Consider the following 14,625-nt stretch of genomic DNA (forward strand, 5'->3'; position numbering starts at 1 on the left):
TTAGTCTTAATCTGGAGTTAGGAAAGGTGGTATATTGACAAATTTTTAAAAAATAATTTTAATTGAGCCACCTTAAAAAAGTGGCTTTTTTTATAAGTAAATCCCAATAATTAAATAAAAGTTATGAATAATAACGAACAAACATTAAACAAATTCAGTAGAACCATTACGCAAGATCCTACTCTTCCTGCTTCTCAGGCTATGCTACATGGAATTGGTTTAACAACCGACGATTTAAAAAAACCGCTCATCGGAATTGCAAGTATGGGCTACGACGGAAACACGTGTAACATGCATCTTAACCAGTTTGCACAATTGGTGCAAGATGGAATGAAATCTGATGATTTAATTGGTTTAAAATTTAACACAATCGGAATTAGCGATGGAATTACAAATGGTACTTCTGGAATGCGCTATTCTTTAGTTAGCCGAGAGGTCATCGCAGATTCTATAGAAGCTGTTTGTGCAGCTCATTTCTACGATGGTGTTATTACCATACCAGGTTGCGACAAAAATATGCCAGGATCTATAATGGCAATGGCACGTTTAAATCGTCCTTCTATCATGGTTTATGGAGGAACTATTGCTCCAGGTCATTATAAAGAAGAAGAATTAAATATTGTTTCTGCTTTTGAAGCGCTTGGAAAAAAACTGAATGGAAATCTTGATGACAAAGATTATTGTGGAATTATACAAAATGCTTGTCCCGGACCAGGAGCTTGTGGCGGAATGTACACAGCAAACACAATGGCAGCAGCTATTGAGGCGCTTGGAATGAGCTTACCTTATTCTTCTTCTTATCCTGCTATGAGTGAAGAAAAGAAAAATGAATGTTTAACTGCAGGAAAATTCTTAAAAAATCTATTAGAAAAAGATATAAAACCAAGTGATATCATCACTAAAAGTTCTTTAGAGAATGCAATAAAAATAATTGTTGTTCTTGGAGGAAGTACAAACGCAGTACTACATTTACTAGCTATTGCAGCAACAATGGAAATTGAATTAAGTTTAGATGATATTCAAGCAGTAAATGACAAAACTCCTGTTATTGCAGATCTTAAACCTAGTGGAAAATATTTAATGGAGCATTTAAGTAAAGTTGGAGGAATACCAGCTGTTATGAAATATATGCTTAGCGAAGGTTTATTAGATGGTGATTGTTTAACTGTTACAGGAAAAACAATTGCAGAAAATTTAAAAGATTTACCAGACCTTGATTTTTCTACACAAAATATTATTCGTCCACTAGACAATCCTATTAAAGAAACTGGTCACTTACAAATGTTATATGGAAATCTTGCTCCAAAAGGATCTGTGTCTAAAATATCTGGAAAAGAAGGTTTTTATTTCAAAGGAACTGCTCAAGTTTTTAACAGCGAAGTTGAAGTTTTAAAAGCAATTGAAGATTTACAAATAAAAGCAGGAAGTGTAATTGTTATTCGTAACGAAGGACCAAAAGGAGGTCCAGGAATGCCTGAAATGCTAAAACCAACTTCTGCGATTATTGGTGCTGGATTGGGAGATAAAGTAGCATTAATTACTGATGGTCGATTTAGTGGAGGAACGCACGGTTTTGTCGTCGGACATATTACGCCAGAAGCATTTGATGGAGGTCCAATTGCATTAATTGAAAATGGTGACCTTATCGAAATTGATATTGATAAAAAACAACTCAACTTATTAGTTGACGATATAACACTAAAAGAAAGAAAAAACAACTGGAAACAACCTAAATTAAAAGTAAAAAATGGAATCCTTTACAAATACGCAAGACAAGTTAGGGACGCATCTGAAGGATGCCTTACCGACAGATAATTTAACCGAAATATCAGGTTCTCAAGCTATTATTAATGCTTTATTAGCCGAAGGAGTATCAACAGTTTTTGGATACCCAGGTGGTGCTATTATGCCCATTTATGATGCTTTATATGATTATAAAGATTTATTAGAGCACATTTTAGTTCGTCATGAACAAGGTGGTGTTCATGCTGCACAAGGTTATGCAAGAACTTCTGGAAAAGTAGGTGTAGCTTTTGCTACAAGCGGACCTGGTGCTACAAACTTGGTTACAGGAATAGCAGATGCCATGATTGATAGTAATCCTATTGTATGTATAACAGGGCAAGTTTTTGCTTCTCTTTTAGGAACAGATGCTTTTCAGGAAACAGATGTAATTAACATTACTAATCCCATTACAAAATGGAATTATCAAATTACAGATGCAGAAGAAATAAATGATGTTTTAGCAAAAGCATTTCATATTGCGCGTAGTGGAAGACCTGGACCTGTTTTAATTGACATTACAAAAAATGCTCAAATTCAACTCATAGAAAAGAAAAAATATGAGAGATGTACGCACGTTCGTAGCTATAAACCAGAGCCAGAGATAAGATCTGAATATGTAAAAGCTGCTGCTGAAGTTATTAATGAAGCGAAGAAACCATTTGCAATAATTGGTCAAGGAATTATCCTTGGAAAAGCAGAACAAGAATTAAAAGATTTCTTAGAAAAATCTGGAATTCCTGTCGCTACAACTTTAATGGGGTTAAGCGCTTTAGATACAGATCATCCTCAATATGTAGGATTATTGGGAATGCATGGTAATTATGCACCCAATGTAAAAACCAATGATTGTGATGTGTTAATTGCTATAGGTATGAGGTTTGATGACCGTGTAACTGGACGCTTAGATAAATATGCTAAACAAGCAAAGGTTGTTCATCTTGATATTGATCCTGCAGAAATTGGTAAAAATGTAAAAGTTACTGTACCTGTTTGGGGAGATTGCAAGAAAACACTTCCAATGTTAACAAACTTAATTAATACAACTCAGCACAAAGAGTGGTTAAACGAGTTTAGAGAATTAGAAAAAGAAGAACGTAAAGAAGTTATTGATAAAGAATTTTATCCAACATCTGATGTAATGTCTATGGCGGAAGTTATTAACACATTAAATGAGTTAACAAATGGTGAAGCAGTAATCGTTACAGACGTTGGACAGCATCAAATGTCTGCTTGTCGTTATTCAAAATTTAAAGAATCTAAACTTATGGTTACATCTGGTGGTTTAGGAACTATGGGATTTGGTTTACCAGCAGCAATTGGCGCTTGGTACGGCGCTCCTGAAAAAGATGTAATAATGGTTTGTGGAGATGGTGGTTTCCAAATGACTTTACAAGAAATGGGAACTATTATGCAATTTGGAGCTAAAGTTAAAATGCTAATCTTAAACAATAGCTTTCTAGGAATGGTTCGTCAATGGCAAGAATTATTTAATGAGAAGCGCTATTCTTTTGTAGACATTACTAGTCCAGATTTTGTTGCTATTGCAAAAGCATATCAAATAGAAGGTAAAAAAGTAGACTTAAGAAGTGAATTAAAAAATGCGTTGAAAGAAATGTTAGAACACGATGGTTCTTATCTTTTAGAAGTTGTAGTAGGAAAAGAAAACAATGTATTTCCTATGGTACAACAAGGCACAAGTGTTTCTGAAATTAGACTAAAATAATTTATTATGGACTCAAAACAAGAATATACAATTACGCTATATACAGAAAATTCCATAGGAATTTTGGGTAGAATCGCAGGGATTTTTACTCGAAGAAAAATTAATATAGAAAGTTTAAGTACTTCTCCATCAGAAATAGAAAACATACACCGATTTACAATTGTTATTGTAGAATCTGAAGAAGTAGTACGAAAACTTTGTATGCAAATTGAAAAACAAATAGATGTCCTAAAAGCTTATTTCAACAGTAATGATGAACTAATTTGGCAGGAACAAGCGTTGTACAAAGTTCCTACAAATATCATCGTAGAAAAGGCTTATGTGGAACGTTTATTACGTCAATATGGTGCAAATACAGTTGTAATTCGTAATGATTACACGGTTTTTGAAACAGCTGGACATCGCGAAGAAATAGACAACCTTACACAAGAACTTACAAAATATGGTTTAATAGAATTTGTAAGAGGTGCAAGAATCGCTATTATAAAAGCAAGTGCTGGTTTCCACGAAAAATTAGTGCAATTCGAAAAAGATGAGCCATCAAAAGAAATTATAGAAAATGAATTCCTTAACGAAGGAAACTCAGTTTTCACAATGTAACAACAAACAATTCAACAAATAATATTATAAAAAAACAAAATGACTAATTACTTTAATTCAATATCACTAAGAGATCAATTACATCAACTAGGACAAGCAGAATTTTTAAATAACACCGAATTTTCAAAAGGTACAGACGCATTAAAAGGAAAAAAAATCGTTATTGTTGGTTGTGGCGCACAAGGGCTAAACCAAGGATTAAACTTACGAGATAGTGGTTTAGATGTTTCATACGCACTACGTAAAGAAGCTATCGATCAACAAAGAGATTCTTGGAAAAATGCAACAAGTAACAATTTTACAGTTGGTACTTTCGAAGAATTGGTTCCTTTAGCAGATGTAGTTGTTAACTTAACACCAGATAAACAACATACACCAGTAATTAATACAATTCAACCTTTTATAAAAGAAGGTGCTACATTATTATATTCTCACGGATTTAATATCGTAGAAGAAGGAATGCAAATTCGTAAAGATATAACAGTTATAATGGTTGCTCCTAAATGTCCTGGTTCTGAGGTTCGCGCAGAATATTTAAGAGGATTTGGAGTTCCTACATTAATCGCCGTTCACCCAGAAAATGATCCAGAAGGAAAAGGATTAGAACAAGCAAAAGCATATTGTGCTGGAACAGGTGGTCATAGAGCAGGAGTTTTAAAATCATCTTTTGTTGCCGAAGTAAAATCTGATTTAATGGGAGAGCAAACTATTTTATGTGGTCTTTTACAAACAGGCTCTATTCTTTCTTTCGAAAAAATGACTGAAAATAGGATTGATGCTGGTTATGCTTCAAAATTAGTTCAGTATGGTGTGGAAGTTATTACAGAAGCATTAAAACATGGTGGTGTTAGCGGTATGATGGATAGATTAAGTAATCCTGCTAAAGTTAAAGCTTTCGAATTATCAGAAGAATTAAAAGATATTATGCGTCCATTATTCCAAAAACATCAAGATGACATTATTTCTGGTGAGTTTAGTAAAACAATGATGGAAGATTGGGCAAATGATGATAAAAACTTATTAAAGTGGAGAGCTGAAACTGGAGAAACTGCTTTTGAAAAAACACCAGCTGGTGATGCAAATATTGCTGAACAAGAGTATTTTGATAACTATACATTAATGGTTGCATTTGTGCGTGCTGGAGTAGAATTAGCTTTTGAAACAATGGTAGAAGCAGGAATCAAAGCAGAATCTGCTTACTATGAATCATTACACGAAACACCATTAATTGCAAATACAATTGCTAGAAAAAAATTATTCGAGATGAATCGTGTAATTTCTGATACAGCAGAATATGGTTGTTATCTTTTCGACCAAGCTTGTAAACCTTTATTAAAAGAGTTTATGACAAAAGTAGACGTAGACGTTGTAGGGAAAAATTACAACGAAGGAAAAGATAATTCTGTTGACAATGCTACATTAGTACATATCAATGATGTTTTACGTAACCACCCAGTGGAAATCGTAGGAAAAAGACTTCGTAAAGATATGACTGCAATGAAATCTATAAAAACAGCATAATCTTTTGAATTAAAGAAATACCTGTTTCATAAAATTTAGAGAAAAGTAAATTGGAAAATGCAATTCTGAAAATAACAAATCTATCATTCGGATATCAACAAAATTCCGTTTTAAAAGATTTTTCATGGCAAATAAATGCTGGAGAAAACTGGATGATAAAAGGTATTAGTGGAAGTGGTAAAACTACTTTAGCTAAAATAATTTCGAACGAAATTAGCAATTATGAAGGTTCTCTTGAGATTAATTTTTCAGAAAAAAAATCTTTACCAAAACAAGTTATTTATGTTCCGAATTGGTTCCAATTTACAAGTCTCGACGGGCAACAAAATTTTTATTATCAGCAACGATATAATAAAATAGAACAAAATGATACTTTAACGGTTTTAGCTGAATTAAAACGATTTGAAAAGAAAGAAAACTTAACGTTTGAAAAAGCTGAAACCTTATTGAACATTTTTGGATTTGATAATTTTAAAAATCAACAATTAATTGAACTTTCAAGTGGTGAACATAAAAAATTACAACTCATAAAAGTTCTTTGGTTACAACCTCAATTGTTGATTATAGATCAGCCATACACAGGCTTAGATATTGAAACAAGAAGGAAACTCAATCAATATATTGATGAGTTGACAACAAAAGGAGTTACGTTTATTCTAATTAATAACGACAATGATAATCCAGATTCTATAAAGCATTTTGCAGAAATTAAAGATGGAAAATTAAATGAGATTTCGTTATCAGATGATACAATCAAAAACGTAAAAAAAGAATCAAAACCATTGCCTTATTTTTTACAAACCAACCAACAAAGTTCATCAGAAAGTATGATACAAATGAAGAACGTTGAGGTAATTTATGGAACTAAAAAAGTATTAGAAAACATCGATTGGGAAGTAAAAAGTGGAGAAAAATGGTTGGTTTATGGAGCTAATGGATCTGGGAAATCAACATTATTAAGTTTAATTAATGGCGATCATCCTCAAGCCTATGGTAACGATATATCGCTGTTTGGAAATAAACGTGGAAGTGGTGAAAGTATTTGGGAGATAAAAGAAAAAATTGGAATGATTTCCCCTGAATTACATTGGTATTTTGATATGAATACAAATGTAAAACAAGCTATTGCTTCTGGATTTTTTGATTCGATGTCTTTGTATCAAAAATTAGATTTTGAACAACAACAAAAATTAGAACAGCTTTTATATTTTTTCAATTTACAAGAAGATCAATCAAAAAAATTAAAAACACTTCCCATTGGTCAACAACGTTTAGTGTTATTAGCTAGAACCTTAGTCAAGAATCCTAAACTTTTGGTTTTAGATGAGCCTTGTCAAGGATTAGACAACGAACAAATTCATCATTTTAATCAAATAATCGATGATTTGGCTGCCAGTGGACAAACCTTAATTTATGTTGCACATTTCCACTCACAAATCCCAAATTGTATCTCGCATCAATTGCATTTAGAAAAAGGGAGAATAATAAACAAGACAAATAAAACAAATTAAAATGAACGAAGTTGCATATTTTCCTCAAATAGAATCTATAAAAAAGGCGAAAGAAAACATCAAAAAAATAATATCAGAAACACCCATACAAAAAAACTTACGTCTTTCTAATGAGTTTAATTCTAACATTTTTCTAAAAAGAGAAGATTTACAAATTGTTCGCTCTTATAAATTAAGAGGTGCATTTAACAAAATCCAAAGTTTACATTCTCAAAGTAAAGTTAACAACGGTGTTGTATGTGCTAGTGCAGGAAATCATGCACAAGGTGTTGCATATTCTTGTAGCATTCTAAAAATAAAAGGTGTCATTTTTATGCCAATTACCACACCTAAACAAAAACTTGAACAAGTACAAATGTTTGGAGGCGATTATGCTGAAATAAAATTAGTTGGTGATACTTTTGACGATTCTAAAAATGCTGCTATCGCTTATAGCCAAGAAACCAATGCTGCATTTATACATCCATTTGATGATCCATTAATTATAGAAGGACAAGCAACTGTTGGACTAGAAATCTTACAACAATTAGAGAATAAAATAGATTATGTTTTTATTCCAATTGGTGGTGGTGGTTTAGCTGCTGGTATTTCATCTGTATTTAAGCAACTATCTCCTGAAACAAAATTAATTGGAGTAGAACCAAAAGGTGCTCCTTCAATGAAAACATCTATTAAAAATGATTGCAATACAGAATTAGATAAGATAGATAAGTTTGTTGACGGTGCAGCAGTTCAAAAAGTAGGAGATTTAACATTTGATATATGCAAGAGTAACTTACACGACTGTATTACTGTTGATGAGGGGAAAGTTTGTGATATAATTCTACAAATGTATAACAGAGATGCTATTGTGTTAGAACCTGCTGGTGCATTATCTGTTGCTGCATTAGAAAAATATAAAGAGGAAATAAAAGGAAAAAATGTTGTTTGTATTCTAAGTGGAAGTAATAATGATATTACTAGAATGGAGGAAATAAAAGAACGTGCCTTGTTATACAATGGTTTAAAACACTATTTTATTATCAATTTCCCTCAAAGAGCTGGAGCATTAAGAGAATTAGTAAATGAAGTATTAGACGCGAGTAACGACATAAGTTATTTTCAATATATAAAGAAAAATAACAAAGAAACTGGACCTGCTGTGGTTGGGATAGAATTAGATAAAAAAGAAGATTTTGATAGTTTAATTTTTCGTTTAAAAAATCATAATTTCGAATATCAATACCTAAACACAGACAATAAATTATTCTCGTTAATGATAGGTTAATTTAAAAATTCAGTTTATATCTTATTGATTTATAAAAAAATAATTGCTTAATATCAATTTATTTCTTACATTGTTATAACAATTCACACAAAATAAAATGATATGAAAACAATTAAAACACTTATGCTAGGAGGAATTTTAATACTTGCTTCTTGTGGTGAAAAATCTGATTTACCACAATACAAAGTAGAAGAAGCAATATTAGACGTTTATAAATACAGAGCAGAAAAACCAGATTCTTTATTTGCTAAGATGGAAGGTGTACAAGTAAATGATGTAATGGCTCCAGTAAAACAATTTGGTCCAGTAGATGTTTATAATCTAGAAAAAGTAACGCCATTAGATGATGGTGATAAAACAGTTTACGAGGCTGTGTATAAAGTTTCTTTTAAAGGAGCAGAAGGAACAGAAACGTTTAAAGTAAAACGTATTAAAAAACTTGACGGAATAGTTGTTGGTTATTCAAGCGACATTAAACCTGTCACTGCAAAAGTAGATTCAACTAAGACAACTGTAGATTCAGCTCAAGTAAAAAAATAATTATAACAAAATTCAATTTTTGTTATTAGTTTTTCAAAAAATTTGTATATTCGTTGAAAATAATGAAACAAAATAGTTTAAATACAATCACAATTACGATTATCTCTGGTAAAAACACTTAGGGAAGTATCTTTTTGTATTTAAGAATCATATAAAGAAAGCATCTTCTCAGAACTGAGAAGATGCTTTTTTTATGTCAAAAACCTAACTTATGAAAATTTTAAAATTTGGAGGGACATCTGTCGGAAGTGTAAACAGCCTTAAAGCGGTTGTGGAAATTGTTAAAAAAGAAAAAGAACAAAACAATCCTATTATTATGGTTGTTTCTGCTGTTCATGGAATGACCAATTTATTAACTAAAATGGCAAAAGATGCTTCTTTAGGAGAATTAGACACAAATGATTTAGATCTTTTTCAAGAAAAGCATTTCGAAATTATTAGAGCATCTATTGATGTAAAAAATCAAAATCCAATCATTACAAAACTTAAATTATTAATGAATGAATTGGAAGAGTTATTACATGGTATTGCAGCATTAAAAGAACTAAGCGCACAATCTAAAGATTTAATAATTAGTTTTGGAGAGCGCTGTAGCACACTAATGATTTCTAAAATTTTAGAACAATCTATAAGTAATGTACAACCAATTGATGCATCTCAATACATTTTAACAGACAATCACTTTGGACAAGCGCAAGTTAACGAAGAAGTTACTTTTAGCAACATAAGAAAATTAGTTGAAGAAAATTCTGATAAACTTTTAGTTGTTACAGGATTTATAGCTGCTAATAAAGATGGGCGATTAACAACATTAGGAAGAGGTGGTTCTGATTATACTGCTGCCTTAATAGGTGCAGCACTTCATGCAGAGGAAATTCAGATTTGGACAGATGTTGATGGTATGATGACTGCCGATCCTCGTTTAGTGAAGAAAGCATTCTCTTTAGAGAATTTATCGTACACAGAGGCTATGGAATTATCTTATTTTGGTGCGAAAGTTATTTACCCACCAACAATGACACCTGCTTTTAAATTGAATATTCCTATTGTGATTAAAAATACATTTAATCCAAATTTTCCTGGAACTAAAATTCAGTTAGAATCTTCTGTAACAAAATTTCCAATAAAAGGAATTTCTTCTGTAAATGAAATTTCATTAATCAATATAAAAGGAAGCGATTTAGTTGGAAAATTAGGTTTCAGTGGACGTTTATTTTCTTTGTTAGCACAACATCATATTAATATTGTATTAATCACGCAATCTTCTTCGGAACATAGTATCACATTGGCTATTCATCATAACGATTTAGAAGATGCAAAGCATTTAATAGAAAACGAATTTTCTTTAGAAATACAAGCAAAAAGATTAGAACCTGTTGAGGTTGAACAAAACCTTGCAATTATTGCAATTGTAGGAGAAAATATGAAAAGAACTACTGGTGTATCTGGTAAGTTATTTTATGCATTAGGTCGAAATGGAATAAATGTTAGAGCAATTGCACAAGGATCATCTGAATATAATATTTCTGTTGTAATTAACGAGAAAGATTTATCAAAAGCATTAAATGCTGTTCACGATGCTTTCTTTAACCATCTAAATAAAACAATTCATGTTTTTAATGTTGGTGTTGGAAACATTGGTTCTACTTTCTTAAATCAATTAGAAAAACAGAAAGACTTTTTAGCTGAGAATAACGACATCGAAATAAAACTAGTTGGATTAGCCAATTCTAAAAAAATGGTTTTTGATGAAAATGGAATTGATTTATCAAATTGGAAACAAGCATTAAAACAAACAGATAGAGTTGTTGATTTAAATGATTTTATTTCTACAATGAAATGTTTCAATTTACCAAACTGTGTTTTTATAGATAATACTGCAAGTTCTGTTTTACCATCATTCTATAAGCAAATATTTCAGCATAGTATTTCTATTGTAACATGTAATAAAATTGCGAATTCATCTAGTTACAAAGACTATTTCGAATTAAAGCAAACTGCTCGCCAACATGGAGCAAAGTTTATGTACGAAACAAATGTTGGTGCTGGATTACCAATTGTAAATGTTTTAAAAGATTTACAAATGAGTGGTGATAAAATTGTAAAAATTGAAGCTATTCTTTCTGGAACTATCTCTTACATTTTTAATCATTTTAAAGGCGAAAATTCTTTTGGAAATGTAGTAAAAGAAGCACAAGAATTAGGTTATACAGAACCAGATCCTCGAGATGATTTAAGTGGTGTTGATTTTATGAGAAAAATGCTGATTTTAGCTCGTGATGCTGGGCATCATGTAGAAGCTGAAGATGTTGAAATAGCATCAATTTTACCTCAAAAATGTTTAGAGGCAGAATCTGTAGAAGACTTTTATAAAAGTTTACAAGAAGAAGATGCCTATTTTGAAGAAATAAAACAAAGAGCTGAAAAGGAACAAAAAGTAATTCGATACATCGGAATTTTAGAAAATGGAAAAATTTCTATTTCATTGGATTTAGTAAATGACCAACATCCATTTTATTCGTTATCTGGAAGTGATAATATTATTTTATTTACAACAGAACGTTACAAAGAAAGACCACTTGTTGTAAAAGGACCTGGTGCGGGAGCAGAAGTTACTGCTGCGGGAGTTTTTGCAGATTTAGTAAATGTTAGTTCTATAAAATAAAAAACATGGAAAATATTTTAAAACAAGATTATAAATTAGATCAAACTAAATTTTTAAACCAAGTCCATGTATTTGCTCCTGCTACCGTAGCTAATATGATTTGTGGATACGACATTTTAGGTTTTGCTGTAAATGAACCAGGAGACGAAGTAATTTTAAGAAAAACAGAAGAACTTGGTATCACAATTTTAAACATAACGGGTGATGATGGTAAATTACCATTAGATCCATTTAAAAATACTGTTTCACATTCTGCATGGAAATTATTTTGCGATTTAGGATTAGATGAATCGTTTGGTTTATCTGTAGAATTACATAAAAAAATGCCTATTGGTAGTGGACTAGGATCTAGTGCTGCAAGTACAGTTGCTGGTGTTTTTGCACTAAACGAATTATTAGGAAAACCTCTTTCTAAAGATCAATTATTACCTTATTGTATGGAAGGTGAACGTTTAGCATGTGGTTCTGCTCATGCAGACAATGTTGCTCCTTCTTTATTTGGTGGTATAACATTAATTCCTTCTCACGAACCGCTTATAGTTCGTTCGTTACCAGTTCCAGAAGAATTATATGTTGCATTAATTTATCCAAAGGTAGATGTTCCTACAAAAGAAGCTCGCCGATTAATTAAGAATAACGTTCCGTTAGAAAAAGCTGTAAAACAATGGGGAAATATCGCCAGTTTAATTGCGGCTATATACGAGAAAGATTATGATGAAATTGGACGCTCTATGCAAGACGAAGTTATAGAACCTCATCGTTCTTTGCTTATTCCATATTTCGATGAAATGAAAAAAATTGCATTAGAAAATAACGCATTAACATTCGGAATTTCAGGATCTGGACCTACTGTAATGGCACTTACAAAAAGTGAGCAAATTGCCGAAACTATCGTTTCAGAAATCGAAGAATTTCTAAATGAAAAATCGATAGAATATTTCTCTTACGTTTCTAAAATAAATCAACAAGGACCCTACCTAAAAAAATAATAAAATGAAATTTTACAGTACAAATAATTCAGAAAATAGTGTAAATTTTAAAGAAGCTGTTTTTCAATCTTTACCAAAAGACAATGGTTTATATATGCCTCAAAGTATAGATGCATTAGATGAAGAATGGTTAAATTCTATCGAAAATTATTCTTTTACAGAAATCGCTCAAAAAATAAGTTATCAATTATTAAAAGACGATTTTACAGAAGATGAAATAAATAAAATTATAAACGAAGTTGTTAACTTTCCTGCTCCATTACAATTCTTAGAAAAAGACTTAGCTGTTTTAGAATTATTTCACGGACCTTCTTTTGCTTTTAAAGATTTCGGCGCAAGATTTATGAGTCGTATTATGGCTCATTTCTCTAAAAAAGAAGATCAATTGTTAGATGTTTTAGTTGCGACTTCTGGCGATACAGGAGGAGCTGTTGCATTGGGCTTTCTTGATGTTGAGGGAACACGCGTAACAATTCTATATCCTAAAGGAAAAGTTTCTCCTATACAGGAATTACAATTAACAGCAAATGGAAAAAACATTAGAGCAATAGAAGTTGACGGAACTTTTGATGATTGTCAGCATTTAGTTAAACAAGCATTTCTTAATGAAGAATTACAACAGCAATTAAATTTAACCTCTGCTAATTCTATTAATATTGCGCGTTTAATTCCACAATCTTTTTATTATTTCGAAGCATTTGCTGAGGCAAAGAGACAAGGATTCGAAAATGTATCTTTTGTTGTCCCAAGTGGAAATTTCGGAAATATTACGGCTGGTGTATTAGCCTCTAAATTAGGTTTAAAAGTTGACAAATTTATTGCTGCTACAAATGCAAACGACACAGTTCCTGCTTTTTTAGAAACCAATATTTATCAACCAAAACCATCTGTGCAAACATTATCTAATGCCATGGATGTTGGGAATCCAAGCAATTGGACACGTTTAATGGCTTTCTTTAATAACGATGTCAATCTATTAAAAGAGAAAATAGAATCTTATTCTTTCTCCGACGAAGAAACACAAAAAGCTATAGAAGAAATTTACCAAGCCTATACTTATATTGCATGTCCACATACAGCAATTGCGTGGTTGGCTGCGAAAGATTATCAAGCAAAAAAATCGAATGATAAAGAAGCTATTTTATTTTTATCGACTGCTCATCCTTGCAAATTTCCTGAAGTTTTCTCGGAAGAAATTCGTTCTAAAATAACTTACCCAGCATCTTTAGAAGAATTAAAAAATAAACCAGCCAATAAAGTCTTAATGAACAATGACTTTGATGCTTTGAAAAATTGGTTAATTAACAACAAGTAAAAACATAAGTTTTATTTGGGCGACTGCCAGGCTTTCCACTTTATCTTTTGTTCGCTAGAACGCTACACAAAAGGATATCGTTACAATCCTTGTCGCATGAAGAGTTATAATAAAGAAAATTAAATTGAAAGCGAATTTACTTGAATAAACAAATGCCAATTGCGTTAGTGATTGCAATGGAAATCCTTTTTTAAAACGAAGTTCTACGTAGTTTTTAAAAAAGATTGTAATGGAAAGCACGCCCGAAGGGAACGCCCAAAACAAGATAAATTAATAAAAGCTGTTTCTCACGAAACAGCTTTTATTGTTATAAGTTAATTTTAACTTCGCTTAATTGCTGAAGCTCATCTTGTGTAAAAATCCTATAATTTACTTTGAATGTTTTTCCCAAAGGAACCTCTAAAGAGAACCCACCAGCACCAATTGCATCTATAACATCTAATTCGAAATGCGCATGTTTCCAATATTCAAATAAATCTTTGTCTACCCAAAACTCAACTCCTTCTATTTCGCCGATGCAAACATCTTTGTAACGAAGGTAAAATTCACCTTTTCTGAAACATTGTGGTTGCGTACCTTCGCAACAACCACCAGCCTGATAAAGCATTAAATCTCCGTGTTTTTCTTTTAATTCTAACAGAAGATCTTTTGCTTTGGCTGTTAAATCAACTCTATTCATAATTCATATTTTTTGTTGATTTTAATGAGA

The 14,625-nt window shown here is 31.6% G+C and carries 11 protein-coding genes; 10 read left to right on the forward strand and 1 reads right to left on the reverse strand.

Annotated elements, in window-relative coordinates; translation table 11 throughout:
• Nucleotides 1-123: 123 nt before the first annotated feature.
• From ilvD to thrC, 10 genes are all read left to right on the forward strand, one after another.
• Nucleotides 124-1,815 carry a dihydroxy-acid dehydratase gene (gene ilvD, locus BUA86_RS11245; RefSeq protein ID WP_178300417.1) on the forward strand — a complete coding sequence of 564 codons (1,692 nt, stop codon included), beginning with the start codon at nucleotides 124-126 and terminating at the stop codon, nucleotides 1,813-1,815.
• Complete coding sequence (ilvB, locus tag BUA86_RS11250; RefSeq protein WP_072932714.1) at nucleotides 1,748-3,508, forward strand: biosynthetic-type acetolactate synthase large subunit; 1,761 nt, start codon at nucleotides 1,748-1,750, stop codon at nucleotides 3,506-3,508. Before ilvD ends, ilvB begins: the two co-directional genes overlap by 68 nt.
• Nucleotides 3,509-3,514: 6 nt before the next feature.
• Nucleotides 3,515-4,108: an acetolactate synthase small subunit gene (gene ilvN / locus BUA86_RS11255; protein ID WP_072932715.1), complete on the forward strand. Its 594-nt coding sequence runs from the start codon at nucleotides 3,515-3,517 to the stop codon at nucleotides 4,106-4,108.
• Nucleotides 4,109-4,147: 39 nt separating this feature from the next.
• On the forward strand, nucleotides 4,148-5,629 hold the full coding sequence (gene ilvC, locus BUA86_RS11260; protein WP_072932717.1) for a ketol-acid reductoisomerase: 1,482 nt from the start codon (nucleotides 4,148-4,150) through the stop codon (nucleotides 5,627-5,629).
• A 50-nt stretch (nucleotides 5,630-5,679) separates the two neighbouring features.
• Nucleotides 5,680-7,140, forward strand: a complete 1,461-nt coding sequence (locus BUA86_RS11265) for an ATP-binding cassette domain-containing protein (protein ID WP_072932718.1) — start codon at nucleotides 5,680-5,682, stop codon at nucleotides 7,138-7,140.
• Between the two features lies 1 nt (nucleotide 7,141).
• Complete coding sequence (gene ilvA / locus BUA86_RS11270) at nucleotides 7,142-8,407, forward strand: threonine ammonia-lyase IlvA (RefSeq protein WP_072932720.1); 1,266 nt, start codon at nucleotides 7,142-7,144, stop codon at nucleotides 8,405-8,407.
• 102 nt (nucleotides 8,408-8,509) lie between these two features.
• Nucleotides 8,510-8,947, forward strand: a complete 438-nt coding sequence (locus BUA86_RS11275) for a hypothetical protein (protein WP_072932721.1) — start codon at nucleotides 8,510-8,512, stop codon at nucleotides 8,945-8,947.
• 211 nt (nucleotides 8,948-9,158) lie between these two features.
• On the forward strand, nucleotides 9,159-11,612 hold the full coding sequence (thrA, locus tag BUA86_RS11280) for a bifunctional aspartate kinase/homoserine dehydrogenase I (protein WP_072932723.1): 2,454 nt from the start codon (nucleotides 9,159-9,161) through the stop codon (nucleotides 11,610-11,612).
• Nucleotides 11,613-11,617: 5 nt separating this feature from the next.
• Nucleotides 11,618-12,601, forward strand: a complete 984-nt coding sequence (locus tag BUA86_RS11285; RefSeq protein WP_072932725.1) for a homoserine kinase — start codon at nucleotides 11,618-11,620, stop codon at nucleotides 12,599-12,601.
• Between the two features lie 4 nt (nucleotides 12,602-12,605).
• A complete protein-coding gene (thrC, locus tag BUA86_RS11290; RefSeq protein WP_072932726.1) occupies nucleotides 12,606-13,916 on the forward strand; it encodes a threonine synthase in 1,311 nt (436 codons plus the stop codon).
• A gap of 307 nt (nucleotides 13,917-14,223) precedes the next feature.
• Here thrC and BUA86_RS11295 read toward each other — a convergent pair whose 3' ends face one another.
• Nucleotides 14,224-14,595 (reverse strand): DUF779 domain-containing protein, encoded by a 372-nt coding sequence (locus tag BUA86_RS11295; RefSeq protein WP_072932728.1) that lies wholly within the window; start codon nucleotides 14,593-14,595, stop codon nucleotides 14,224-14,226.
• Nucleotides 14,596-14,625: the final 30 nt, after the last annotated feature.

This window comes from Chishuiella changwenlii, from assembly GCF_900142565.1.
GTDB lineage: Bacteria > Bacteroidota > Bacteroidia > Flavobacteriales > Weeksellaceae > Empedobacter > Empedobacter changwenlii.

Bases quoted from the DNA above. Each gene is read 5' to 3' on its own strand.
- ilvD (WP_178300417.1), top strand. From the start codon at position 124: ATGAATAATAACGAACAAACATTAAACAAATTCAGTAGAACCATTACG.
- thrC (WP_072932726.1), top strand. From the start codon at position 12,606: ATGAAATTTTACAGTACAAATAATTCAGAAAATAGTGTAAATTTTAAA.
- BUA86_RS11285 (WP_072932725.1), top strand. From the start codon at position 11,618: ATGGAAAATATTTTAAAACAAGATTATAAATTAGATCAAACTAAATTT.
- ilvN (WP_072932715.1), top strand. From the start codon at position 3,515: ATGGACTCAAAACAAGAATATACAATTACGCTATATACAGAAAATTCC.
- ilvB (WP_072932714.1), top strand. From the start codon at position 1,748: ATGGAATCCTTTACAAATACGCAAGACAAGTTAGGGACGCATCTGAAG.
- BUA86_RS11295 (WP_072932728.1), bottom strand. From the start codon at position 14,595: ATGAATAGAGTTGATTTAACAGCCAAAGCAAAAGATCTTCTGTTAGAA.
- thrA (WP_072932723.1), top strand. From the start codon at position 9,159: ATGAAAATTTTAAAATTTGGAGGGACATCTGTCGGAAGTGTAAACAGC.
- ilvC (WP_072932717.1), top strand. From the start codon at position 4,148: ATGACTAATTACTTTAATTCAATATCACTAAGAGATCAATTACATCAA.
- ilvA (WP_072932720.1), top strand. From the start codon at position 7,142: ATGAACGAAGTTGCATATTTTCCTCAAATAGAATCTATAAAAAAGGCG.
- BUA86_RS11275 (WP_072932721.1), top strand. From the start codon at position 8,510: ATGAAAACAATTAAAACACTTATGCTAGGAGGAATTTTAATACTTGCT.